A 20,974-nucleotide genomic window follows, 5' to 3' on the forward strand; every position below is an offset into this window, starting at 1 on the left:
CTGATGCGCTTCGCGACATCGGCAGTCGTTACGGCTTGGAGGCGTTGGGGCCCGCTGGCGGACTGATGACGGGCCGGTTCTAGCCGAAGGGGCGGACCGGGTCGCTGCCGTCCCAGCCGACAGACGCCCGGTGGAAGCTGCCGAACAGCTCCTCGAACGCGGGGGTCGCCGCGCACAGTTCGAGGAACCCGGGCTGGTCGGGTCCGCCGTCCATGTAGGCGACGTGCCCGCCGGTGGGGACGCTCGCCTTGAACGCCAGTACGTAACCCTTCGACTCCAGCTCGGCGATGCCGGCCTCGACGTCGTCGCTGGCCACGCCGAAGTGGTGGAAGCCGTAGCCCCTCGCCTCGATCGTCTCCTTGTAGACCGAGGGCTCGTCGTCATTCGGCTGGATCAGCTCGATCTGCATGTGGCCGGCGAATGCCATCGCCAGGTCCACAGTGGCCGTGTACTTCTCGCCGCGGTGGACGGCGTCGTCCCCGCCGTCGAACCCGTCGAGGCGGAACCACGGGCCCACCCCGAGGTCATGCACCCAGTAGTCGATGGCCGCGCCCAGGTCCTCGACGATGTACGCCATCTGGAAGATGCCGCCGCGGGGCTGGCCGAACACGAGCTCCGTCACGCCTGCAGCATCACACCGGCCGATCCGGCCCGGATAGCGGTCGTGCACTCACGCACGGGAGCCGTGCGCTGCGCGTCGGGATCGGCCACTCACGGTTTGCGCGCCAGGCCGCCGTGGTCGCCGGTGTGTTCGGCGAGCGAACCCACATCGGTCTCGTCCGGCCGCCAGCGCTCCACCGGCACCAGCCCGGGCTCGACCAGCTCGAGGCCGGTGAAGAACTCGGCCAGCTGCCCCACCGTGCGCAGGTGGTACGGGTCCACCCCGCTCTCGGCGTACCGGTCGGCGGCTTCGCGGACGGCCTCGCCGCTGTCGGTGTTGTCGCGCACGAGGAGGTAGCTGCCGGACGGGACCGCGTCCATCACGCGAGTCACGATCGACGTCGCCTCGCCGACGTCCGCCACGTAACCGAGGATGCCGAGGAACATCACGGCGATGGGTTTCTCGAAGTTCAGCACGTTCCGGGCGTCCGAGACGATCGTCTCGGGGGCGTGGACGTCGGCGTCGACGTAGGCGGTGACGCCTTCCGGCGTGGTGTTGGTGAGCAGCACCCGCGCGTGGGCGAGGACGATCGGGTCGTTGTCCACGTAGACCACTCGGGCCTCGGGCGCGATCGCCTGCGCCACCTCGTGCGTGTTCAGCATGGTGGGCAGGCCGGTACCGATGTCCAGGAACTGGTGCACCCCGAGTTCGCCCGCCAGCACCCGAACGGCGCGGATCAGGAACTGGCGGGACTGGCGGGCCAGAGTGACGATCTGCGGGTACGTTGCTGCAACCGCATCACCGGCGGCCCGATCCACGTCGTAGTTGTCCTTGCCACCCAGCCAGTAGTTCCAGACTCGCGCCGAGCTCGGTGTCCGTAGGTACCGGTCGTCCAGCATGGGCCGAGGCTAGGACGTCGCGTGCACCCCGTGGAAGGTTCCGCGCGATGTCGACGGATCACCTCGTTGACGGGCCGCGTGATCGGACGGGACGATGCAGGCCTCGCACTTTCTCGACGAGGAGAAAGTTCATGATCGAGCTAGAGTCCGTTTCGAAGATCTATCGCTCCGGTTCCATCGAGGTGCGCGCGCTCGATCACGTCGACCTGTCGATCGCGGAGGGCGCGTTCGTCGCGATCATGGGCGCGTCCGGGTCGGGCAAGACCACCCTCATGAACGTCCTCGGCTGCATGGACCTGCCCACGTCGGGCGTCTACCGCCTCGGCGGGGTCGATATTCGCTCGCTCTCCGAGAACCAGCTCGCCAGGATCCGCAACACGCGGATCGGATTCGTGTTCCAGTCCTTCAATCTCGTCCCGCGCACGAACGCGCAGGCCAACGTAGAGCTGCCGCTCATCTATGCAGGGGCTCACGGTCGCAGGCGCCGCGCCCGTACCGCGCTGGAACGGGTGGGGCTCGGCGAACGCTCGCACCACATGCCCAACCAGCTGTCGGGCGGTGAGCAGCAGCGCGTGGCGATCGCGCGAGCCCTCGTCACCGACCCGCAGATGATCCTCGCCGACGAGCCGACCGGCAACCTCGACTCCGTTTCGACGACCGAGATCATGGACCTGTTGTGCGAGCTCAACCACGAAGGGCACACCATCGTGCTGATCACCCACGAGCGCAGCGTGGCCGCTCTCGCCCGGCGGGTGGTCAGGCTCGAGGACGGCCGGATCGTGAGCGACAAGCCCGCGAGCGGTGCGCTCGTCGGCTGACGCTCAGCCGGCCACCACGATGGCCGAGCCGTCGCTGCGCGGGTCGGCCCCGGCGAGGACGCTCCCGTCTTCGGCAACCGCGATGGCGTGGGCGTGCCCCATCCGGTCGTCCGGCCCGGCTGTCACGCGGACATCGTGACCGGCGCGTTGCAGCGCGCCGACGACGTCGGCATCGGGCAGCGGCTCGACGTGCAGGACGTCGGGGTCGTCCTCGATGACGAACCGTCCATGCAGCACCCGTGGCCGGCTCACGGCCTCTTGCGGTGTGCCGCCGGCCAGCAGCTGCTGGAGAACCTGCACGTTGAACTGCGGCTGACCGTCGGCACCCATAGAGCTGACGACGAACCGCGGGCGGCCGTCCCGCAACGCCATGCTCGCCATCAGCGTGTGCATGGTGCGCTTGCCGGGTTCGAGCGTGTTGACGTGGTCCGGAGACAGCGAGAAGTAGTGCCCCCGGTTCTGCATGATGATCCCGGTTCCCTCCGGGACGAACATCGATCCGAAACCGTAGTAGACGCTCTGGATCGCGGAGCAGGCGTTGCCGTCGCGGTCGATGCTGACGAAGGCCACGGTGTCGCCGCCGACGGGATGGGTGGTGGCGGGGGCTTCCGGGGCCGGTAACGCGTCCAGCAGGTCCTCGGTGCTGATCGTCACGTAGGCGGGATCGGTGACATGGCGGTCGCGCAGCGCGAACGCGGTGCGCTTGGCCGCGACGAGGTTCGTGATGTGCTCGGCGGTCCCCGGTACGTCGCCCTCGGCGCCCAGTGCCTGCAGCGCCTTCAGCATCAACAGACTGGTGACGCCCTGGCTGTTCGGCGGCGGCACGTACACCTCGAGACCGGCGTAGGTGGCCTGCGTCGGGGCCACCCATTCCGGGGTGTAGCTGTCGAGATCGTCGAAGCGAAGCAGCCCGTCGTGGCGGCGCATCGAGTCGTCGATGCGGCGGGCCGTCTCACCGCGGTAGAAGTCGTCCGCACCGCGGGTGATGATGCGGTCGAACGTCGCCGCGAGCTCGGGTTGTCGCAGGACGGCGGCGCCGAGCAGGGGCCTCAGGCCGGGGCTGTGCCCGATTCCTTCGGCCTCTGCGGCGATCCACTTCGCGAGCCCGGGGCTCACCGGTGTGCCGTCGCGTGCCGCGGAGGCGGCGGGCTCGAGGAGGCGCCGCCATGGCAGCCGCCCGAACCGCTGGTGAGCCGCCTGCCAGCCGGCGACGGTGCCGGGGACGGTGACCGGCAGCGGTCCGCGCTGGGGGATGTGGTCGAGGCCGAGGTCGGCGAATGCGGCACGGGTGGCCAGCCCTGGCGCGGGTCCCGAGGCGTTGAGGCAGTGCACGGAGCCGGTGGCCGCCTCGAAGTACAGGAGGAACAGATCCCCGCCGAGCCCGCACATGTGCGGATACACAACGGAAAGCATGGCGTTCGTGGCGATTGCTGCATCGAGCGCGGTGCCGCCGTCGGCGAGCACGGCAGCACCCGTCTCGGTGGCACTGTGATGTGGTGATGCCACGGCTGCCGCGGTTGTTGCGCTCATGTAAACCCTTTCTTACATCGGCGACCGCTTCTTGTCGCACCGATTGCCGGTATACAGGATGATAGCGTGACGACAAGTTACTCGCCGGAAATTCCGCACAAGCACCTGCCGCCGGTCGGATACAAGGAGCTCCCGAAGCCGGTCAAGCTCGGCGCATTGCTCGGGCCCGGCGTGGTGCTCGCCGCCGCGGGAATCGGGTCCGGTGAGTTCGTGCTGTGGCCCAATATCGCGCAGCAGGTGGGCCTGGACTACCTGTGGGGCGCATTGCTCGGGTCGATCTTCATGTTCTTCATCGCCACCGAGGCCGTGCGCTACACCCTCGCCACCGGTGAGACGATCATCACCGGATTCGCCCGGCTGTGGCGCGGCTGGACGATCGGCTTCATCCTGATGGCATTGTTGCCGAACCTGTGGCCGGGATATGCCACCGGAGTGGCCACGCTGTTGTCGTTCATCTTCGGGCCGCTCGACATCGTGCTCGTCACGATCGGATCGTTGGTCGTCATCGTCGCCGCACTGCTCCTCGCTCCGGTGGCATACCGGATGCTGGAGATCTCGATGAAGATCATGATGGCCGTGCTGGCGGCGTTCATCGTGTTCGCCGCCGTCGCGGTCACGATCCTGGACGCCGGCGCGTGGGTGGATCTGATCCTCGGCCTGCGCCATGTGGGTCAGCTCCCCCCGGGTGACGTCGTGGACCTTCCCGAGTACGCAGGCGCGATCGCGTTCGCCGGTGCCGGTGGCACGGGGGTGCTGCTGGTGAGCAGTTACGTCCGGGACAAGAACCTCGGCATGGGCGCGCACATCCCCCGCATCGTCTCGCCGATCACCGGGCAGGAGGAGGCCGGTTCGAACCTCGGGTACACGTTCCTGCCCGACGAGGAGAACATGCGACGCTGGAACGGTTGGTGGCGCGTGATGAACCGTGAGCAGTTCCTCTCCTTCTTCCTCTTCACCGTTCTGTCGATCTTCGTCGTCGCCACTCTGGCCGATGTCACGCTCGCCGGTCGGGACGCCGGTTCAGGCTTCGACTTCATCGCGATCGAGGCCGGCGTGATCGAGGAGACCTTTTCGGGGGTTGCCCGGCTGTTCTTCCTCCTCGCCGGGATCGTCGCGCTGTTCTCCACCAACCTCGCGGTATGGGACATGATCGGTCGGATCACTGCCGATCAGCTCAAGGTGTACCTGCTGCGCGACAATCAGAAATGGACCGAGAGCAGGATATACGCGCTCACTCTCGGCGCGCTCCTGGTGTTCAGCGTCACCACGCTGTTCAGTGGCTCCCAGGCGCCGCTCCTGCTGCTCGTGATCGTGTCGTTCCTCAGCGGTGTCACCAGCTTCGTCTACACGATCCTGATCGTGATTCTCAATCGCCGGCACCTGCCCGCGTACATCCGGATGGGGAAGGTGCGCACGGCGGTGATGATCGGGGCCGTTGCCTTCTACGGATTCTTCTTCGTCGTCACCGTCGTGGACATGGCCGACCGTTACCTGTGATTCCGCGTCACAGCGCCGGGCGCCGGTCGAGCCACGCGGTGGCGGACTCGTACGCCTGCCCGACCGTCAGCAGCGTGGGCTCGGCGAACGGCTTGCCCATGATCTGCATCCCGATCGGCAGGCCACCCGCGGTGAACCCGCACGGCACCGACAGCGACGGCAGGCCGGTGACGTTGGCAGGGGCGGAGAATCGCACGTAGGAGTCGGTGGCGGCCTCCGTGGTGCCGTCCGGCCAATGCAGCACGAGGTCGTCGGCGCTCGCCGCGGGAGCAGCCACCGTCGGCGCGACGAGCACGTCGATACCGCCGAAGAGGTCCCGCCACGCCCGCTGGATCAGGATCCGCGCGCGCAGCGCCTTGATGTAGTCGGTGGCGAGGACGAGCTCACCGACCTCGAGGTACAACCGCACGTCCGACGTGTAGAGGTCGCCCTTCTCCCGCAGCATCTGCTGGTGGTAGGCGCTCGCCTCGGGAAGCAGGACGCCCCACTCGGTAGGGAGGATGTACTCCGTCATCGGGACCGTCACCTCGCGAACCTGCGCCCCAAGTTCGTCCAGCACGCCGACAGCGGTCGTGACCGCCGCCGAGACCTCGGGGTCCACCCGCTCGGTGAAGTAGTTGGTGGGCACGCCGACGGTCAGCCCGGCCACGCCCGCGTCGAGACCTCCCGTGAAGTCCGGCACCGGTACATCGACGCAGGCCGGGTCGGACCGGTCGTAGCCCGCGATCGCGTTCATCACGTACGCCGCGTCGCGCACCGTTCGGGTCAGCGGGCCGACGTGGTCGAGTGACCACGACAGCGACGCCACCCCGCGCCGGGACACCCGCCCATACGTGGGCTTCAGGCCGACGGTGCCGCACACCGACGCGGGGATCCGGATCGAGCCGCCGGTGTCGCTGCCCATCCCGACCATGCACTCGCCCGCCGCCACCGCGGCGCCGGAGCCGCCGCTCGACCCGCCGGGGATCCGTTCCAGGTCCCAGGGGTTGCGCGTGGTCGGGGTGACCGCGCCGTAGGCGAACTCGTGCGTGTGGGTCTTGCCGACCATGACGGTGCCTGCTGCCGCCAGCTTCTCCACCACCGCGCCGTCCTGCGCGGGCAGGTAGTCGGCGCGCACCGCCGAGCTGGACGTGGTCGGGATGCCGGCGGTCTCGTAGAGGTCCTTGATGCCCACCGGGATGCCGTGCAGCGGGCCGCGGTACCCGCCCGCGGCGATCTCCGCCTCAGCCGTGGCGGCCGCGGCCCGGGCGACGTCCGCGGTGACGGTGGCGAACGCGGTGATCTTGTCCTCGACCGCCTCGATGCGCGACAACACCGACTCGGTCAGCTCGACCGGGGACAGCTCCTTGGCGCGGATCTGCTCCGCGGCCTCGGCGATCGTCAGTTCGTAGGGCTGCACGGTGCTCACTCCCAGCGGGCGTCGAAGGCGGTGGCGGGCGGGGTCTCGCCCAGGTCGAGCTCGTCGAGGCGGTCGATCAGCGCGTAGATCGATTCCAGGCTCGTGCGCACTGCGTCCGCGCGGGCCTCGGGGATCTCCAACCGCGCGGTCAGCGCGGCGGTGTCCAGCGAAAAGGGTCGGGCCACGGTGTCCTCATCTCTCGTCGAGCGGTGGGTGCATGGCGTGCCACGGGGTACGGCGTTCGTAGGCCTGGCCGGCCTGGAGCAGAGTCGCCTCGTCGAACGGGCGGCCGATCAGCTGCAGGCTCACGGGCAGGCCGGCTGCCGAGAAGCCGCACGGGACGGCGAGCGCGGGCAGGCCGGCCGCGTTCGCGGGCGCGGTCAGCGGGTTGAGCGCCGCCATCACCGGCATCTCGACGCCGGCGACCTGCGCGGTCTCCGCGCCGAAGGGCGGCGCGGTGATCGGGAGGGTGGGCGTCGCGATGACGTCCACGTCGGCGAATGCGGCGCGGAAGCCGTCGACGATCAGCCGGCGGGCCCGCTGGGCGTTGACGTAAGAGGTGCCGCTGATGAGCTCGCCGGCCAGCAGCCGCTTGCGGGTGTCGGCCGTGTAGCGCTCCGGCACGGTCCTGATGTGCTCCTGGTGGATCGCGGCGGCCTCGACCCCGACGATCGTCGTGATCACGTCGCCGGTCAGCTCCACGTGCGGGACGGTGACGTCGACGAGCACCGCGCCCGCGTCGACCAGCACCGCGAGCGCCGCGCGCACCGCGTCGACGATCTCGGGGTCGACCCGCTCGAAGAAGAAGTTCGTGGGCACGCCGACCCGCAGTCCCACGACGCCGGCGTCGAGGCCGGTGAGGTAGTCGGGCACCGGCTCGTCGACCGAGCACCGGTCGGCCGGGTCGAACCCAGCGATGACCTGCAGGAGCACCGCCGTGTCCGCGACGGTGCGCGTGATCGGCCCGGCGTGGTCGAGCGACCAGGACAGCTCCGCCACGCCACGCTTGCTGACGCGTCCGTACGTCGGTTTGAGCCCGACCACCCCGCAGAGCCCCGCCGGGATGCGGATGCTGCCGCCGGTGTCGCTGCCCATCGCCGCCAGGCACAGACCCGCGGCCACCGCGGCGGCCGACCCGCCGCTCGACCCGCCGGGGATGGTGTCGCGGTCCCACGGGTTGCGAGCCGGCGCGGACACCACGCCGAAGGCGAACTCGTGCGTGACGGTCTTGCCCGTGATCACCGCGCCTGCGGCCCGCAGCGCGCGGGTGACCGTGGAGTCGGCGTCGGCGACATGACCGGCGCGGACCTCCGATCCGGCGAGGGTCGGCATGCCGGCGACGTCGAAGAGGTCCTTGAGCGCCACCGGGATGCCCTGCAGCGGCCCGAGCGACTCCCCGCGCGCGATCGCGTCCTGCACGGAGCTCGCCCGGGCGAGCGCGGTCTCGGTGAACACGTCGACGTAGGAGTCGAGGAGCGGATCGAGCCATTCGATGCGGGTGAGCACCTGCTTGGTGAGCTCGACGGGGGAGAGCGTCCCGGCGTTGACGGCCGCGATCGCCTCGGTGACCGTCGGCAGGGCCTCGAAATGCGGGGCCGTCATCGGCCCCACCGCGGTTCGAACGCGATCGTGGGCTCGATGCCGCCGGTCAGCGCCCGGTACCGGACGGAGGAGGCCGCCTCCTGGGAGACCGACAGCACCTCGCGCGCCTGGTCCTCGTCGACATCGATTCCGGTCGCGGCGAGCCGCAGTACGGCTTTCGCCACTTCGTCCTCGGTCATGCGGCCTCTCCTCTCGTCGGCACCACCGGTTCCAGGACGGCGTCCAGCAGCTGCCGGGTGATCTCGGACTGCGGGTCGCCGAAGAGGTCGTCGATCGCGCCCACCTCCACGAGGTGGCCCTGGTGCAGCACCGCGGCGTGGTCGCACATGCGCTGGACGACCGCCAGGTTGTGGCTGATCAGGATCAGGGTGAGGCCGCGTTCGGCCCGCAGGTCGTCGAGCAGGTCCAGGATCTGGCCCTGCACGGACACGTCGAGCGCGGACGTCGGTTCATCCAGCACGACGAAGTCCGGCTGCGCCGCGAGCGCCCTCGCGATCCCGAGCCGCTGGCGCTGCCCGCCGGAGAACTCGTGCGGGTACCGCCGTGCCTGGTCGGCGCGCAGCCCGACGTGTTCGAGCAGCTCCACGACCCGGTCGCGGATCTCCTTCTCGGGGTACAGCCGAAACTTCCGCATGGGGAAGGCGACCTGCTCACCCACCCGCAGCCGTGGGTTGAACGCCGAGCCGGAGTCCTGGAAGACGATCTGCATGCGCTGTCGCAGCTCGCGCAGTCGGGGACCGGCCAGTTGCAGCACGTCGTACCCGTCGAACTCGATGTAGCCGCTCGTGGCGTCGAGCAGGCGGAGCAGCATCCGGCCGATCGTGGTCTTGCCCGAGCCGGACTCACCGATCAGCCCGAAGGCCTCGCCCCGCTCGACCCGGAAGGTGGCCCCCTCGACCGCGACGAATTCGCTTCCCCGGCCGAAGAGCCCCGGCGTGCGGTAGACCTTGCGCAGGTCCCGCACGTCCAGGAGCACGTCACGCGCTGACACGGCGGACCTCCGCGCGCGGCAGACGCATGCGCGGGACCGCGCGCATCAGGCCCTGCGTGTAGGGGTGCTCCGGTGTCTCCAGCACCGTGCGGACGTCGCCGGACTCCACGATGCGCCCCCGGTACATGACGGCCACCGTCCGGCACATCCGCGCCACCACACCGAAGTCGTGGGTGATCATCAGGATCGTGGTGCCGAGCTCGCGGTTGAGTTCGAGCAGCAGGTCGATGATCTGCTTCTGCACAGTGGCGTCGAGCGCCGTCGTCGGCTCGTCGGCGATGAGGAGGTCGGGTCCGCAGGCCAGCGCCAGCGCGATCATCACGCGCTGCCGCTGTCCGCCCGAGAGCTCGTGCGGGTAGCTCGACATCCGCCGCCCGGCCTCCGGGATGCGCACGAGCTCCAGCGCCTCGAGCGCCCTCGCGCGGGCCTCGCGCTTCCCGACGTTCCGATGCAGCCGGATGATCTCCACGAGCTGATCGCCGACCCGGAAGAACGGGTCGAGCGCGGTCATCGCGTTCTGGAAGACCATGCTGATGCGCCGGCCGCGGATCGCACGCATCTCCCGGTCCGACCTGGTCAGCAGGTCCTCGCCGTCGAACAGCACCCGGCCGCCCGCGATCGTTGCGGTGCGCGGGTCGATCAGCCGCAGGATCGACAGGCCTGTGACGCTCTTTCCCGAGCCGGACTCTCCGACCATCCCGAGGATGCCGCCCCGCTCGATCGTGAAGTCGACCCCGTCGACGGCTTTCACCACGCCGTTCTCGGTCGAGAAGTGGGTGCGCAGTCCTTCGACCGCCAGTAACGGTTGCATGCTGCCGTCCTCCCTCACGCGGTTTGCTTGTGCGGGTCGAGGGCGTCGCGGATGCCGTCGCCGAGCAGGTTGAACGCCAGCGCGACGACCAGGATCACCAGGCCGGGCACGGTGGCCACGTGCGCGTATCCCTCGAGCAGCACCTGGCGGCCGTCGGAGGTCATCACGCCCCAGTCGGGAGCCGGCGGCGTGATGCCGACGCCGAGGAAGCTCAGGCCCGCGGCCAGCACGATCACCAGCCCGGCGAGCGTGGTGCCGTAGACGACCAGTGGGGACAGCACGTTCGGCAGCAGCTGTATGCGAAGGATCTCCAGGTGCGAGGCTCCGGCCGCCCGCGCCGCCTCGACGTACTCCTTCGCCGACTCCTGGACCGTGGCTGTGTAGACCACCCGCGACATGTAGGGCACGAGCGTGATCGCGACCGCCACCATCGTGTTCCCGAGCCCGGCGCCGAGCACCGCCGCGAGCGCGATGGCGAACAGCACGATCGGGAACGCGAACACGACGTCCAGCAGCCGCATGACGCCATCGCCCCACCGGCCGCCGAGGTAGCCGCCGACCATCCCGATCGCCAGCGACATCGCACCGGCGCAGAACACGGGGACGACCGCGACCGACAGCGAGTACCGCCCGCCCCAGATGAGCCGCGACAGGATGTCGCGCCCCTGTCCGTCCAGCCCGAGCAGGTGCCCGTCCGTGAACGGCGGCAGCAGCCGCATCCGGGGATCACCGGCGAGTGGGTCGTACGGGCTGATCAACGGGGCCAGGATCGCGGCGAGCGTGACGAGCACGAGGACGGCGAGCGCCCCGACCGCGACCTTGTCCCGGCGCAGCGCCCGCAGTGCGAGTTTCATGCCTCAGGCCGCCTTCCGGGTGCGTGGGTCGAGCAGGGCCACCGCGACGTCAGTGATCAGGTTGACCACGACGAACACCAGCGCGATGAACAGCACGCCCGCCTGGATCATGGGCATGTCGCCCGCCGTGATCGACGTGTAGAGCTGGCCTCCGAGACCGGGCCAGTTGAAGACGACCTCGACGAAGATGATGCCGCCGAGCAGGTAGCCGACCTGCAGCCCGACGATGTTGACCACCGGTGGCATGACGCCACGCAGCGCGTGCTTCCAGATCACCAGACGCTCCGGCACCCCGCTCGCCCGCAGCATCCGGACGTGGTCGCCGTGCAGCGCCTCGACCATCGAGCCGCGCGCCATCCGGGCGATCACCGCCGTCGGCACGAGCGCCGCGGCCGTGGCCGGCAGCACCAGGTGGTAGAGCACGTCGCCGAACCCGCCCGGGTCGCGCGTGTCGTACATGCCCGACGTCGGGAACCAGTCCAGCTGCAGCGCGAAGATGCTGATCACGACGAGCGCGGCCCAGTAGACGGGGACGCTGGCGCCCGCGAGCGAGAGGAACATCGCGCTGCGGTCGAACCACGAGTACTGCCGCGCCCCGGCGATCACGCCGAGCGGGATCCCGACCGCGAGGCAGGCGACGAGGCTGCCGGCCGCGAGGATCACCGTGTTGAGCAGCTTGGGAAAAAGGATCGACGACACCGGTTGGCTCAGCACTAGCGACCGGCCCAGTTCTCCGTGCAGAACGCCGGACAGGAATCCTAGATACTGCACGGGAAGCGGGCGGTCCAGCCCGAGCTCGCGGCGGACCTCCTCCACGCGCTCGGCCGTGGCGCCCGTGCCGAGCATCGTGCGCACCGGGTCGCCCGGGACCAGCTGCATGATCAGGAACACCAGGATCGAGACGCCGATCAGCACCAGCAGAGTCCAGGCCAGGCGGCGGAGCAGGAAACCGATCACGAGAGCCAGACCGTGTTCAGGTCGTACCACTCCTCGCTGGCCGAGACGAAGCCCTGCACGTCCGCGCTGAGCACGTACGGCGCCTTGTCGTTCACGACGGGCGCGATCGCCGCGTCGTCGGTGACGATGCGGTTGGCCTGCTTCCAGAGCTCGACGGCCTGCTCCTCGCTCGTCGTGGTGATTGCCTGGGCCATCACCTGGTCGAGCTCGGGGTTGGAGTAGCCGCCCACGTTGGGCCCGTTCGGGGCGCGCAGGCTCGACGACGTCGCGATGTAGAGCCAGTACGGCGTGGTCATGCCCCAGGACTGCTGGGCCCAGCCGACGCCGGCCGGCGTGCCCTGCGCCCACTTGCTGAGGTAGGAGATCCACTCCGTCGTGTCGAGCGTGATCCGGATGCCGACCTTGGCCAGGTCCTGCTGGATGTACTCGGCCATCGGGACGGGAATGATCTGCCCGGAGCCGTCGACCGAGGTCATCATCGTCGTCTCGAACCCGTCCGGGTATCCGGCCTCGGCGAGCAACTGCTTGGCGCGATCCGGGTCGTAGCCGTAGGCGGCGGTGTTCTCGACGTAGGCGGCATTGGCCGGGGCCTGCACGTCGTAGGCCGGCTCGACCGTGTCGCGCAGCAAGGTGGTGGCCATGCCCTGCCGGTCGATGGCGAGGTTGATCGCCTGGCGCACGAGCTTGTTGCTCATGATCGGGTCGGCGAAGTTGAACGACAGATACCAGACGTGGGGCGGCACCCCGTCCGAGATCTGGAAGCCGGAGTCCTTCAGGCTCTGCACGCTGTCGGGCGGCGGCACCGCGATCATGTCGACCTCGTCGGCACGCAGCGCGGCGACCCGGGCGGAGGGGTCGGGGAGCGGCCGGAACACGACCTTGTCCAGGTAGGGCTTCTGGCCCCAGTACGCGTCGTTGCGCTCCAGCGTGATGCGCTGCCCGCGGACCCGTTCGGCGAACCTGAACGGACCGGTGCCGGCCGGGTGTTCGGCCACGTCATCGTTGCCGTAGGTGCGGATCGCGGCGGGGCTCATGATCCCGGTGGATCCGCTGCCACCCTGCGCGAACAGCCGGAGCAGCGGCTCGAAGGGTTGCTTCATCGTCAGCTGGACGGTCATCGGGTCCGGCGTCGATACCGAGCCCAGGTACTGCCAGACGAAGGTCGTCTGGGCGGCCGCCTTCGCGTCGTAGAACTCGAACGAGGAGTCCCACATCCGTCGGATGTTGAACTCGACGGCCGCGGCGTCCAGCGGTGTGCCGTCGTGGAAGGTCACGTTCGGGCGGATGTGGAAGGTGTAGACCGTGCCGTCGGGGGAGATGTCCCACGACTCGGCCAGACCCGGGCGCAGCGGCGGCACCGCGACCTCGGCGGAGGGCTTCGACAGGTCCTCGTCCACGAGCGGCTCGAACATCTGCCGGTTCACGCGCCACGACACCCAGCCACCGGCCCGCTGCGGGTCGAGGACGTCGACCTCCGACTCGATGCCGATCGCCAGCGTCCCTCCGGTCTGTGGAGCGCCGGTGGCTCCTGACCCCGAGGTGCCGGGACCGCCGCACGCCGCGACCACGAGCAGGGCGAGGACCGGGGTCAACACCGTGCGCCATCTCGACCTGTTGCCGCGCGAAACCATCTCGACCGCCGTTCCTCGGGACCGACCGTTCACGGGTCCGTACCGTAAGCAGGAGATGTTGCGATGAGCGCGCCGGAACGCCTCGAACCGTAACGATTGACCGGCGCGTGTTGCTGGCGTGTTACGGGCACGGTCCTGACCTGTGTGTTGTCATGGCTGACAACCATCCCGTCCGGGATGAACGTATTCACGATATGTCGATAAATGTGTCTGAAAAGGGGCTGATCAGGCCAGCTCGGTGATTACCGAGAACTCCAGGGCGTCGGCCTCGGCCAGGTAGATGCGCTGGGCGGAATGGCGGTGGCGCAGGTGTCGCACACCACGCGCACCCGTGTAGGACACGCCGTCCGAGATCGCCGTCATGGCGCGAACGTCGACGGATCGTGTGCGGTCGACCAACGCGTGCAACAAGTGGACGCCCTCGTAGCAGGACTCGCCGAGGTTGCCGACCGGCGGCGCGTCGACCCCGAACCGCCGGGCGTAGCGCCCGGCGAAGTCGAGACACTCAGGCGTGGTCAGGGACTCGAAGTAACCGGCCGCCGCGAACAGCCCCACAGTGGCCTCCGGACCGGAGGCGAGCAGCATGTTCTCGTCCATCAGCGTGGTGAGGCGCAGGCACCGGCGATGCAGCTCGCGCTCGGCGAATGCCCGGTGGAAGTGCACGGCATCCTGCCCGACCAGCAGCACCAGCACGGCATCGACGTCGGCCCGCTCCACACGTTCGACAGCGTCCGTGAAGTCGACGGTGCCCTGGGGGACGTACATCTGCGCGCAGATCCGGCCGCCGCACTCGCGCGCGAAGTGGTGTGCCGCTGCTGTCGTCACCCTGGGCCAGACGTAGTCGTTGCCCACGACGCACCAGCGGCGCACACGGAATTCGTCGGCGAGCAGCCGCATACCGGGCCGCAGCTGGTTGCTCGGCGTCTCGCCGGTGAGGAAGACGCCGGGCGTGCGCTCCCCGCCCTCGTAGATGGCCGTGTAGATGTACGGCACCTCCGGCGCGACGCGCGGCGCGAGCTCGCGTCGGACCGCCGACGTGTGGTTGCCGATCACCGCATCGACCAGCCCTCGCGTCACGAGCGTCGCAACCTCGTGCGCGACCACCCGCGGATCGGCCCCGCCGTCGACCGGAACGAGCCGAAGCTGCCGGCCGAGCACCCCACCGGCCTCGTTGATCTCCGCGGCGGCCAGCTCCGCGCTCAGCTCGCTGGATGGGCCGATGATGCCGAGCGGTCCCTGGCGGGGCACGACGAGGGCGGCGGTCACCGTCGTGTCGTCCGGCTGGAGCACAGGCATCTGCTGATCCTCTACGGTGTAGGCGCACCGTAGGCGCAGGCAGAACGGGCAGGCAATGTTTCCTCCGCACGCGACGCGTGACCTGTCCCACCTCGTCAGCCATGTGGAACGGCAGGTCACGGAGCACGTCGGGGCCGCGCTCCAACCCGAAGGCTGCGACCTCGACGAGTGGCGTGTGCTCAACCTCCTGTCGGAGGGCGCCGGGCTCCCGATGACCACCGTCGCCGACTGCGTCGGGACGAAGGCGCCTGCCCTCACCCGCCTGGTGGACAGGCTCGTGGCGAACAACCTCGTCTACCGCAGGATCGACCTCGCTGACCGCCGCCGCGTCCGCATCCTCCTGACCCCGCGGGGGAAGAGCCTGCACCGCCGCCTCGCCGTGCTCGTCGAGCGGAGCCAGGCCGAGCTGTTCGCGTCGCCGGAGGACGCCGAGCTCCTCCGCGACCTGCTGTGCCGGCTCGCCGGGGCAGACGAGGGTCTGCTCCCCGCGACTCGGACGTAGATTGCATGTAGGTCATTCAGCTTTAACAACACCGACCCCTGGCATCGGATCCCGCCTCGCAGACTGGGCCCATGGCTCCAGCAGCATGCAATCTTCGGGACCTCGGGCCTGAGGACCGGCCGTGCGATCCGGTGTGTGCAGGTCATAGGGGCAGAATCCAGCATGCAATCCGGCTGGTGCTGCGGTGACCGCACCATCGCCGACGTTGCTGGCCGCTCACGCCTACGAGCGGCTCCGCACCCGGATCCTCGACGGCGGGTTGGTCTCCGGCCAGGCCCTGAGCGTGCCTGCCCTCGCGTCGGACCTGGGCATGAGCCGCAGCCCGGTGCGCGAGGCCGTGCAACGGCTCATCCACGACGGGCTCGCCACCCACGTCGCGCACAAGGGCGCTGTGGTCGCCCGGGTCGACGCGGTCGAGCTGAACCACCTCTACGTCGTCAAGGAGCCGTTGGAAGGGCTGGCCGCGCGGCTCGCCACGGAGCGGCTCACGCTCGACGGCGAGCGGCGGCTGCGCACCCTGCTCACCGAGCACGAGGAGCTCCTCGCGGGCGGCGGGCCGGAGAGCGCGCACGTCCGGTTCGATCTCGAGCTGCACCGCACCGTGCACCTCATCGCCGACAACCCGGCGCTGCTCGGCGTGCTCGACCAGTTCGCCGGCCGCACGAACCTCGCGTTCCCCACGCTGTGGGGCGAGCCGGAGATGGCGCGGCTCGCGCTCGACGAGCACCGCGCGATCGTCGAGGCGATGGTGGCGGGCGACCCCGAGGAGGCAGACCGGGCGGCGCGCAGGCACGTCGCGCGCATCCGCATCCGCTGGGCCCGGCGCACGGGTGTGGGCCTGCCGGGCACCGGCGCATCGGCCGTCTCGTGAACCTCGATCACGTTGCGCTGGAGGAGACCGACATCGAGGCCGCCGTCGCGCTGCACGTGGACGTGCTCGGCTTCGCGCTGCTGCGCTGGGGCCGGCACGTCGCCACCGGGCGCCGGATCGCGATGCTCGCCGACCCCGACGGCGGAAAGGTCGAGCTCATCGAGGTCGAGGTGGTGACCGGGGAGCTCGCGCACATCGCCTACCGCACCGGCGGGCCGGCCGATCTCGACGCCGCACACGTCGCGCTGCTGCACGCCGGCTGCACCGAGTTGAACCCGCCGTTCCGGTTGGAGCCCGCCAAGGCCCGCACCTCGTTCGTGCGCGACGCAGCGGGCCGCCGGGTGCAGCTGATCGCCTACGACCCCGATTCCCCCGACCTGAGGAAGCCGTGACGCAGACGTCCCCCACCCGCCTCGACGACTTCGTCGCGCTACTCGGCGAGGACCGCGTGCTGCCCGCCGGGCCGAAGGCCAGCGGCTACCTGCGCGACTTCTCCTGGTACAGCCCCGTGCTGGAGAACGCGCTTGCCGACACGACCGTCGACGCCGTGCTGCGGCCGGGCAGCGTCGAGGAGCTCAGGGCGGTGATCGCGCTGGCGGCCCGGCACCGGACACCGGTGACCCTCCGCGGCGCCGGCACCGGCAACTACGGGCAGTCGCTGCCGCTGCGCCGTGGGTTCGTCGTCGACGTCAAGGGGGTGGCCGGGGTCCTGGACGTGACCGACGGCCGGATCGCGATGCTTCCGGGCACGATCATGCGCACGGCCGAGGACGCCGCCCGGGAGACCGGGCAGGAGCTGGCGGTCATGCCCACCACCTACCGGATCGCGACGGCCGCCGGGTTCATCTGCGGCGGGTCGGGTGGCATCGGTGCCGCCGTCAACGGTGACCTGTGGGACGACAACGTCCTGGCCGTGGAGCTCCTCACCGTCGAGGATGAGCCGCGGCTGGTGCGGCTCGAGGGCGACGATGTCCGGCCCGTGCTGCACACCTACGGCACGATCGGCGTGGTCACCCGGGTGGAGATGCGGCTGGTGCCGGCGCACGACTACGTGCCGGTGATCGCCGTCTTCGACCGTTTCGCCGACGCCGCCGCGTTCGGGTACGACGTGGTCTCCTCGCCCGTGCACGCCCGGCTCGTCTCACTGCAGCAGGCCCCGATCGGCAGCATGTTCACGCCGCTGGGCGGCGGGTTCGGGCCCGAGGAGCACGTCTCGTTGCTGTGGGTCGACGGCACCCAGCTCGCCGACATGGCCGAGCTGGTCGCGGCGCACCGCGGGCGGCTCGACCGGGAGTGGCCTGCGAGCACGCACATCAGCCAGTTCCCGTTCAGCCACACGATCCTCTGGAGCCGCAAGGCCGACCCCTCCTCGTCGTGGCTGCAGTGCGAGTACGCCGCCGACCGCGAGACGTTCCTGGAGCAGGTCGCCGCGCTATCGGCCCATTACCCCGGTGTCTTCCTCCAGCACGTCGAGTTCGCCCGCTCCGGCGCCCGCGTGCGCCCGCTCGGCATCCCGCCGCTCGTCGGGCTGCCCGACCACGAGCAGGCCCTCGAGGAGCTGATGGAGTTCTGCACGTCGATCGGCATGACCGTGCTGAACCCGCACAGCTACGTCGTGGAGGAGGGCGGGTTCGTCGGGGACACCGCCCGCGTGGTCGAGCTCAAGCAGTCATGCGACCCCCACGACATCCTCAACCCCGGGAAGCTCGGCGACAGCTTCTTCACCTCCCGGGGCCTCACTCCACCGAGCGCACGGACAGCACCCCGAGCAGGCAGGAGCGCCTCGTGACCAACCCCGTCCCCGTCGTCGACATCTCCGGCTTCCGCGACGGCACCGACCCGCACACCGCCCCGGCCCAGGTCGGCGCGGCCGCCACCACCAGCGGCTTCTTCCAGATCGTCGGCCACGGCATCCCGACCGCGCTCTTCGACGCCGTGTACGCGGTCGCCGCCGAGCTCGCCGCCCTGCCGCAGGGGACGAAGGAGGCGCTCGTCTCGCCGTCCGGACACCCCTACCGCGGGATGCGGCAGAACTTCGACCGCACCGGGCGGCTGGTGTCCGAGGGCTACACAGCCTCGCGGTTCGACGGTCCGCAGGACGCGCTCGACCATGGCGTGGCGCCCGAGCACATCGAGTTCTTCGCCGAGAACGTGTGGCCCGACATCGACGGGTTCCGCCCTGCCGTCCAGGCGCTCGCCGTGCGCACCCGCGATCTGGGGCGTCAGATGATGCAGATCTTCGCGGTGGCGCTCGACCTCCCGGTGGACCACTTCGATGCCTACACCGCGATCGACTCGACGACCTCGACCATCCGGCTCTACCCCGCCCGGCACGCCCCACTCACCGAGGATCCGACGGTCATTTTCGACGAGCACTTCGACGGCGGCCTGCTCACGCTGCTGCACCAGCGCGGCACCTACGAGGGCCTGCAGATCCGCGACCTCGACGGGGAGTGGTTCTCGGTGCCGGTCCGCGACGACGCCTTCGTGATCAACGTCGGCGAGCTGATGACCCGCTGGACCAACGGCAACTGGCCGGCGACGCGCCACCGGGTCATCGCGGCCGCCGATCCCGAGGGGCATCGCGCCACGTTGCCGACGTTCTTCAACGCGTCCCCGGACACCGTGGTCGCCCCGCTCCCCACTCAGGGGGAGCCGCACTTCGAACCGGTGACCGTCGCCGCGTGGCAGAACCGGCACATCGCGAAGAGCCACGCCGAACGGCGGCACACGACCTCCGGGGCGAAGAACGAGGCGTACGTGGCGCGGCTGGCCGGGGCGGACCAATGAGGAAGCGTGCGCTCGTCGCCGCGATCGCGGCCGCCCTCGTCGTCACCGCGTGCGGTTCGGGGGACACGGTCGCCACCCCCGCCGCGGGCTCGAACCTCATCGGCGCCGACCGGTGCGCCCAGAACCAGGAGGCCGGATCGATCACCTATCTGACCTCGTACGACCTCGGCGGCGCGGTCGGCGTGCTCAACATGGTGGCCGCCGATGCACTCGGCTACTTCCGGGACCTGTGCCTCGACGTGACGGTTCGCCCCAAGGCGGACAGCAATGCGCAGCTCGTGAGCGCGGGGACCGCCCAGATCGCGGGGGTGAGCAGCGCGAGCGATGTGCTCACCGCCTCCGACAACGGCGCCAAGATCGCCGGGGTGATGACCTACGGCAACGTCGGCCAGGTCGAGCTCGTCACGATGGACGACGGGTCGATCACCTCGTTGAAGGACCTCGAGGGCAAGATCCTCGGCTACAAGGGCGCGATGCCGGCGCAGCTCACGTCGATGCTGGTTGCGGCAGGGGTCGACGTCGGGCGGGTACAGCAGGTGTCGGTCGGGTTCGATCCGGCTGTCCTGCCGCAGGGCGCGGTGCAGGCGCTGCAGGTCTACAAGGACAACGAGCCGCGCCTGCTGCGCGGCCAGGGGCACGCGATCCGTGAGTGGAATCCCGCCGACTTCGGGGTGCAGGGCACATTCTCGGTGATGATCGCCAACACCGACTTCGGCCGCGAGCACCCGACCGCGGTGGAGGACTTCGTCCGCGCGTCGATCGCGGCGATGGAGTGGATCGACGAGAGTGACGCCAACCTCGACCAGGCGATCGCGTGGTCGCAGGAACGCTCAGCGGCCGGCTACAACGCCGTGAACGAGAAGGCGCGGTGGAAGGACGGCAGCGCGCTCGCGCGGGCCCACCTCCTCGACGGGCACGGCGTCGGCTTCCAGACCCCGTCGGTCTGGCAGCCCGAGGCCGACTCGCTGCTGGCCGCCGGGAAGATCAAGAAACCGGCGGACGTCACGGCGGCGCAGGCCAACCAGTACGTCGAGGCCGTCTACGACGGGGCGCGGTTGATCTGGCCCGCACCGGGAGGGACCGCCGGTGGCAGCTCCTGAGACAGACGTCAAGACCGACGTGATCGCGGTGCGTGGAGTCGGCAAGACGTTCCCACAGGGCCGCGAGCGCGTCGAGGTGCTCCACGAGATCGATCTGACCATTCCGCGCGGGTCGTTCGTGACGCTCTTCGGACCGTCGGGCTGCGGCAAGTCCACGCTCCTGCGGCTGCTCGCGGGGCTGCAGCAGCAGGACACCGGCGACGTGTCGCTGTTCGGCAGCACCCCGCGTGAGGCGGCCCGGCGCAAGGAGATCGCGTGGATCCCGCAGTCGTCGGCGGTGCTGCCCTGGCGAACCGTCCGCGGAAACGCGCTGCTGTCGCGCGTGGTCAACCGGCGGGGCGGTGCCGGCCGGGTCCCCCAGGACGTCGGCGGCACGCTCGGCGAGCTCGGGCTGGATCGGTTCGCGGGCTTCCTGCCGCGGCAGCTGTCCGGCGGGATGCGCCAGCGCACCGCGCTCGCCCGTGGCTTCGTGCAGGGCGCCCCGCTGATGCTGATGGACGAGCCGTTCTCCGCGCTTGACGAGTTCACCCGCGAACGCGCCCGCCGCGTGCTGCTCGACGCGTGGGAGCAGCACCGGCGCACGGTCGTGATGGTCACGCACTCCGCGATCGAGGCGGTGCTCGTCTCCGACCTGGTCGTCGTGATGACATCACGCCCCGGCCGCATCCGTGCCGTCGTGCCCGTCGACCTGCCCCGGCCGCGCGGGCACGACGTCGAGGACAGCGCGGAGTTCCTCGACATCGTGCGGCGGATCAAGGTGGAACTGCGGGCGGGGGAGGAGACCTGACCGGCCGGCGGGCCGGTGCCGTCGTCGCGCCGGTCGTC

The 20,974-nt window shown here is 70.0% G+C and carries 22 protein-coding genes; 9 read left to right on the top strand and 13 right to left on the bottom strand.

Going from position 1 to position 20,974, the window contains the following annotated elements; translation table 11 throughout:
* Positions 1-79 precede the first annotated feature (79 nt).
* Positions 80-622, bottom strand: coding sequence for a VOC family protein (locus K1T35_RS09640; RefSeq protein ID WP_255621737.1), 543 nt, complete (start codon positions 620-622; stop codon positions 80-82).
* An 89-nt stretch (positions 623-711) separates the two neighbouring features.
* The gene (locus K1T35_RS09645; protein WP_220259817.1) at positions 712-1,500 is read right to left on the bottom strand and encodes an SAM-dependent methyltransferase; all 789 of its coding nucleotides are present in this window, start codon (positions 1,498-1,500) and stop codon (positions 712-714) included.
* 131 nt (positions 1,501-1,631) lie between these two features.
* Here K1T35_RS09645 and K1T35_RS09650 point away from each other — a divergent pair, with 131 nt between their 5' ends.
* On the top strand, positions 1,632-2,318 hold the full coding sequence (locus tag K1T35_RS09650; protein WP_220259818.1) for an ABC transporter ATP-binding protein: 687 nt from the start codon (positions 1,632-1,634) through the stop codon (positions 2,316-2,318).
* A 3-nt stretch (positions 2,319-2,321) separates the two neighbouring features.
* Here the strand turns inward: K1T35_RS09650 and K1T35_RS09655 are convergent, their stop codons facing one another.
* Entirely contained in the window at positions 2,322-3,848 is a 1,527-nt protein-coding gene (locus tag K1T35_RS09655) for a gamma-glutamyltransferase family protein (RefSeq protein ID WP_220259819.1), read from the bottom strand.
* A 66-nt stretch (positions 3,849-3,914) separates the two neighbouring features.
* Between K1T35_RS09655 and K1T35_RS09660 the strand changes: the two genes are divergently transcribed.
* Positions 3,915-5,345: an Nramp family divalent metal transporter gene (locus K1T35_RS09660; protein WP_220259820.1), complete on the top strand. Its 1,431-nt coding sequence runs from the start codon at positions 3,915-3,917 to the stop codon at positions 5,343-5,345.
* Positions 5,346-5,352: 7 nt separating this feature from the next.
* Here the strand turns inward: K1T35_RS09660 and K1T35_RS09665 are convergent, their stop codons facing one another.
* The 10 genes from K1T35_RS09665 to K1T35_RS09710 all read right to left on the bottom strand — a co-directional run bounded on the left by K1T35_RS09665 (position 5,353) and on the right by K1T35_RS09710 (position 14,886).
* Positions 5,353-6,744, bottom strand: coding sequence for an amidase (locus K1T35_RS09665; protein WP_220259821.1), 1,392 nt, complete (start codon positions 6,742-6,744; stop codon positions 5,353-5,355).
* Between the two features lie 5 nt (positions 6,745-6,749).
* Positions 6,750-6,929 carry a hypothetical protein gene (locus tag K1T35_RS09670; RefSeq protein ID WP_220259822.1) on the bottom strand — a complete coding sequence of 60 codons (180 nt, stop codon included), beginning with the start codon at positions 6,927-6,929 and terminating at the stop codon, positions 6,750-6,752.
* A gap of 7 nt (positions 6,930-6,936) precedes the next feature.
* Positions 6,937-8,346, bottom strand: a complete 1,410-nt coding sequence (locus K1T35_RS09675; protein ID WP_220259823.1) for an amidase — start codon at positions 8,344-8,346, stop codon at positions 6,937-6,939.
* Positions 8,343-8,525: a hypothetical protein gene (locus tag K1T35_RS09680; RefSeq protein WP_220259824.1), complete on the bottom strand. Its 183-nt coding sequence runs from the start codon at positions 8,523-8,525 to the stop codon at positions 8,343-8,345. Before K1T35_RS09680 ends, K1T35_RS09675 begins: the two co-directional genes overlap by 4 nt.
* Entirely contained in the window at positions 8,522-9,337 is an 816-nt protein-coding gene (locus K1T35_RS09685; protein ID WP_220259825.1) for a dipeptide/oligopeptide/nickel ABC transporter ATP-binding protein, read from the bottom strand. The genes K1T35_RS09680 and K1T35_RS09685 overlap by 4 nt, the downstream gene beginning before the upstream one ends.
* Positions 9,324-10,148, bottom strand: a complete 825-nt coding sequence (locus K1T35_RS09690; RefSeq protein WP_220259826.1) for an ABC transporter ATP-binding protein — start codon at positions 10,146-10,148, stop codon at positions 9,324-9,326. The genes K1T35_RS09685 and K1T35_RS09690 overlap by 14 nt, the downstream gene beginning before the upstream one ends.
* A 14-nt stretch (positions 10,149-10,162) precedes the next feature.
* Positions 10,163-11,002: an ABC transporter permease gene (locus K1T35_RS09695; RefSeq protein ID WP_220259827.1), complete on the bottom strand. Its 840-nt coding sequence runs from the start codon at positions 11,000-11,002 to the stop codon at positions 10,163-10,165.
* Positions 11,003-11,005: 3 nt separating this feature from the next.
* Positions 11,006-11,959 carry an ABC transporter permease gene (locus K1T35_RS09700; protein WP_220259828.1) on the bottom strand — a complete coding sequence of 318 codons (954 nt, stop codon included), beginning with the start codon at positions 11,957-11,959 and terminating at the stop codon, positions 11,006-11,008.
* Entirely contained in the window at positions 11,956-13,554 is a 1,599-nt protein-coding gene (locus K1T35_RS09705) for an ABC transporter substrate-binding protein (RefSeq protein ID WP_220259829.1), read from the bottom strand. Before K1T35_RS09705 ends, K1T35_RS09700 begins: the two co-directional genes overlap by 4 nt.
* Before the next feature lie 261 nt (positions 13,555-13,815).
* On the bottom strand, positions 13,816-14,886 hold the full coding sequence (locus K1T35_RS09710; RefSeq protein ID WP_220259830.1) for a substrate-binding domain-containing protein: 1,071 nt from the start codon (positions 14,884-14,886) through the stop codon (positions 13,816-13,818).
* A 55-nt stretch (positions 14,887-14,941) separates the two neighbouring features.
* Between K1T35_RS09710 and K1T35_RS09715 the strand changes: the two genes are divergently transcribed.
* From K1T35_RS09715 to K1T35_RS09745, 7 genes are all read left to right on the top strand, one after another.
* Positions 14,942-15,388, top strand: coding sequence for a MarR family winged helix-turn-helix transcriptional regulator (locus K1T35_RS09715; protein ID WP_220259831.1), 447 nt, complete (start codon positions 14,942-14,944; stop codon positions 15,386-15,388).
* Between the two features lie 184 nt (positions 15,389-15,572).
* Positions 15,573-16,259: a GntR family transcriptional regulator gene (locus K1T35_RS09720; RefSeq protein WP_220259832.1), complete on the top strand. Its 687-nt coding sequence runs from the start codon at positions 15,573-15,575 to the stop codon at positions 16,257-16,259.
* Positions 16,256-16,651: a VOC family protein gene (locus K1T35_RS09725; RefSeq protein ID WP_220259833.1), complete on the top strand. Its 396-nt coding sequence runs from the start codon at positions 16,256-16,258 to the stop codon at positions 16,649-16,651. Before K1T35_RS09720 ends, K1T35_RS09725 begins: the two co-directional genes overlap by 4 nt.
* Positions 16,648-18,048, top strand: a complete 1,401-nt coding sequence (locus K1T35_RS09730) for an FAD-binding oxidoreductase (RefSeq protein ID WP_220259834.1) — start codon at positions 16,648-16,650, stop codon at positions 18,046-18,048. Before K1T35_RS09725 ends, K1T35_RS09730 begins: the two co-directional genes overlap by 4 nt.
* Entirely contained in the window at positions 18,045-19,049 is a 1,005-nt protein-coding gene (locus K1T35_RS09735) for an isopenicillin N synthase family oxygenase (protein ID WP_220259835.1), read from the top strand. The genes K1T35_RS09730 and K1T35_RS09735 overlap by 4 nt, the downstream gene beginning before the upstream one ends.
* On the top strand, positions 19,046-20,149 hold the full coding sequence (locus K1T35_RS09740) for an ABC transporter substrate-binding protein (protein WP_220259837.1): 1,104 nt from the start codon (positions 19,046-19,048) through the stop codon (positions 20,147-20,149). The genes K1T35_RS09735 and K1T35_RS09740 overlap by 4 nt, the downstream gene beginning before the upstream one ends.
* Complete coding sequence (locus tag K1T35_RS09745) at positions 20,136-20,936, top strand: ABC transporter ATP-binding protein (protein ID WP_255621738.1); 801 nt, start codon at positions 20,136-20,138, stop codon at positions 20,934-20,936. Before K1T35_RS09740 ends, K1T35_RS09745 begins: the two co-directional genes overlap by 14 nt.
* Positions 20,937-20,974: the final 38 nt, after the last annotated feature.

The organism is Pseudonocardia sp. DSM 110487 (genome assembly GCF_019468565.1).
Lineage (GTDB): Bacteria > Actinomycetota > Actinomycetes > Mycobacteriales > Pseudonocardiaceae > Pseudonocardia.

Coding starts and splice junctions, on each gene's coding strand:
- K1T35_RS09645 (WP_220259817.1), bottom strand. CDS start 1,500: ATGCTGGACGACCGGTACCTACGGACACCGAGCTCGGCGCGAGTCTGG.
- K1T35_RS09650 (WP_220259818.1), top strand. CDS start 1,632: ATGATCGAGCTAGAGTCCGTTTCGAAGATCTATCGCTCCGGTTCCATC.
- K1T35_RS09655 (WP_220259819.1), bottom strand. CDS start 3,848: ATGAGCGCAACAACCGCGGCAGCCGTGGCATCACCACATCACAGTGCC.
- K1T35_RS09675 (WP_220259823.1), bottom strand. CDS start 8,346: ATGACGGCCCCGCATTTCGAGGCCCTGCCGACGGTCACCGAGGCGATC.
- K1T35_RS09680 (WP_220259824.1), bottom strand. CDS start 8,525: ATGACCGAGGACGAAGTGGCGAAAGCCGTACTGCGGCTCGCCGCGACC.
- K1T35_RS09690 (WP_220259826.1), bottom strand. CDS start 10,148: ATGCAACCGTTACTGGCGGTCGAAGGACTGCGCACCCACTTCTCGACC.
- K1T35_RS09695 (WP_220259827.1), bottom strand. CDS start 11,002: ATGAAACTCGCACTGCGGGCGCTGCGCCGGGACAAGGTCGCGGTCGGG.
- K1T35_RS09710 (WP_220259830.1), bottom strand. CDS start 14,886: ATGCCTGTGCTCCAGCCGGACGACACGACGGTGACCGCCGCCCTCGTC.
- K1T35_RS09715 (WP_220259831.1), top strand. CDS start 14,942: ATGTTTCCTCCGCACGCGACGCGTGACCTGTCCCACCTCGTCAGCCAT.
- K1T35_RS09740 (WP_220259837.1), top strand. CDS start 19,046: ATGAGGAAGCGTGCGCTCGTCGCCGCGATCGCGGCCGCCCTCGTCGTC.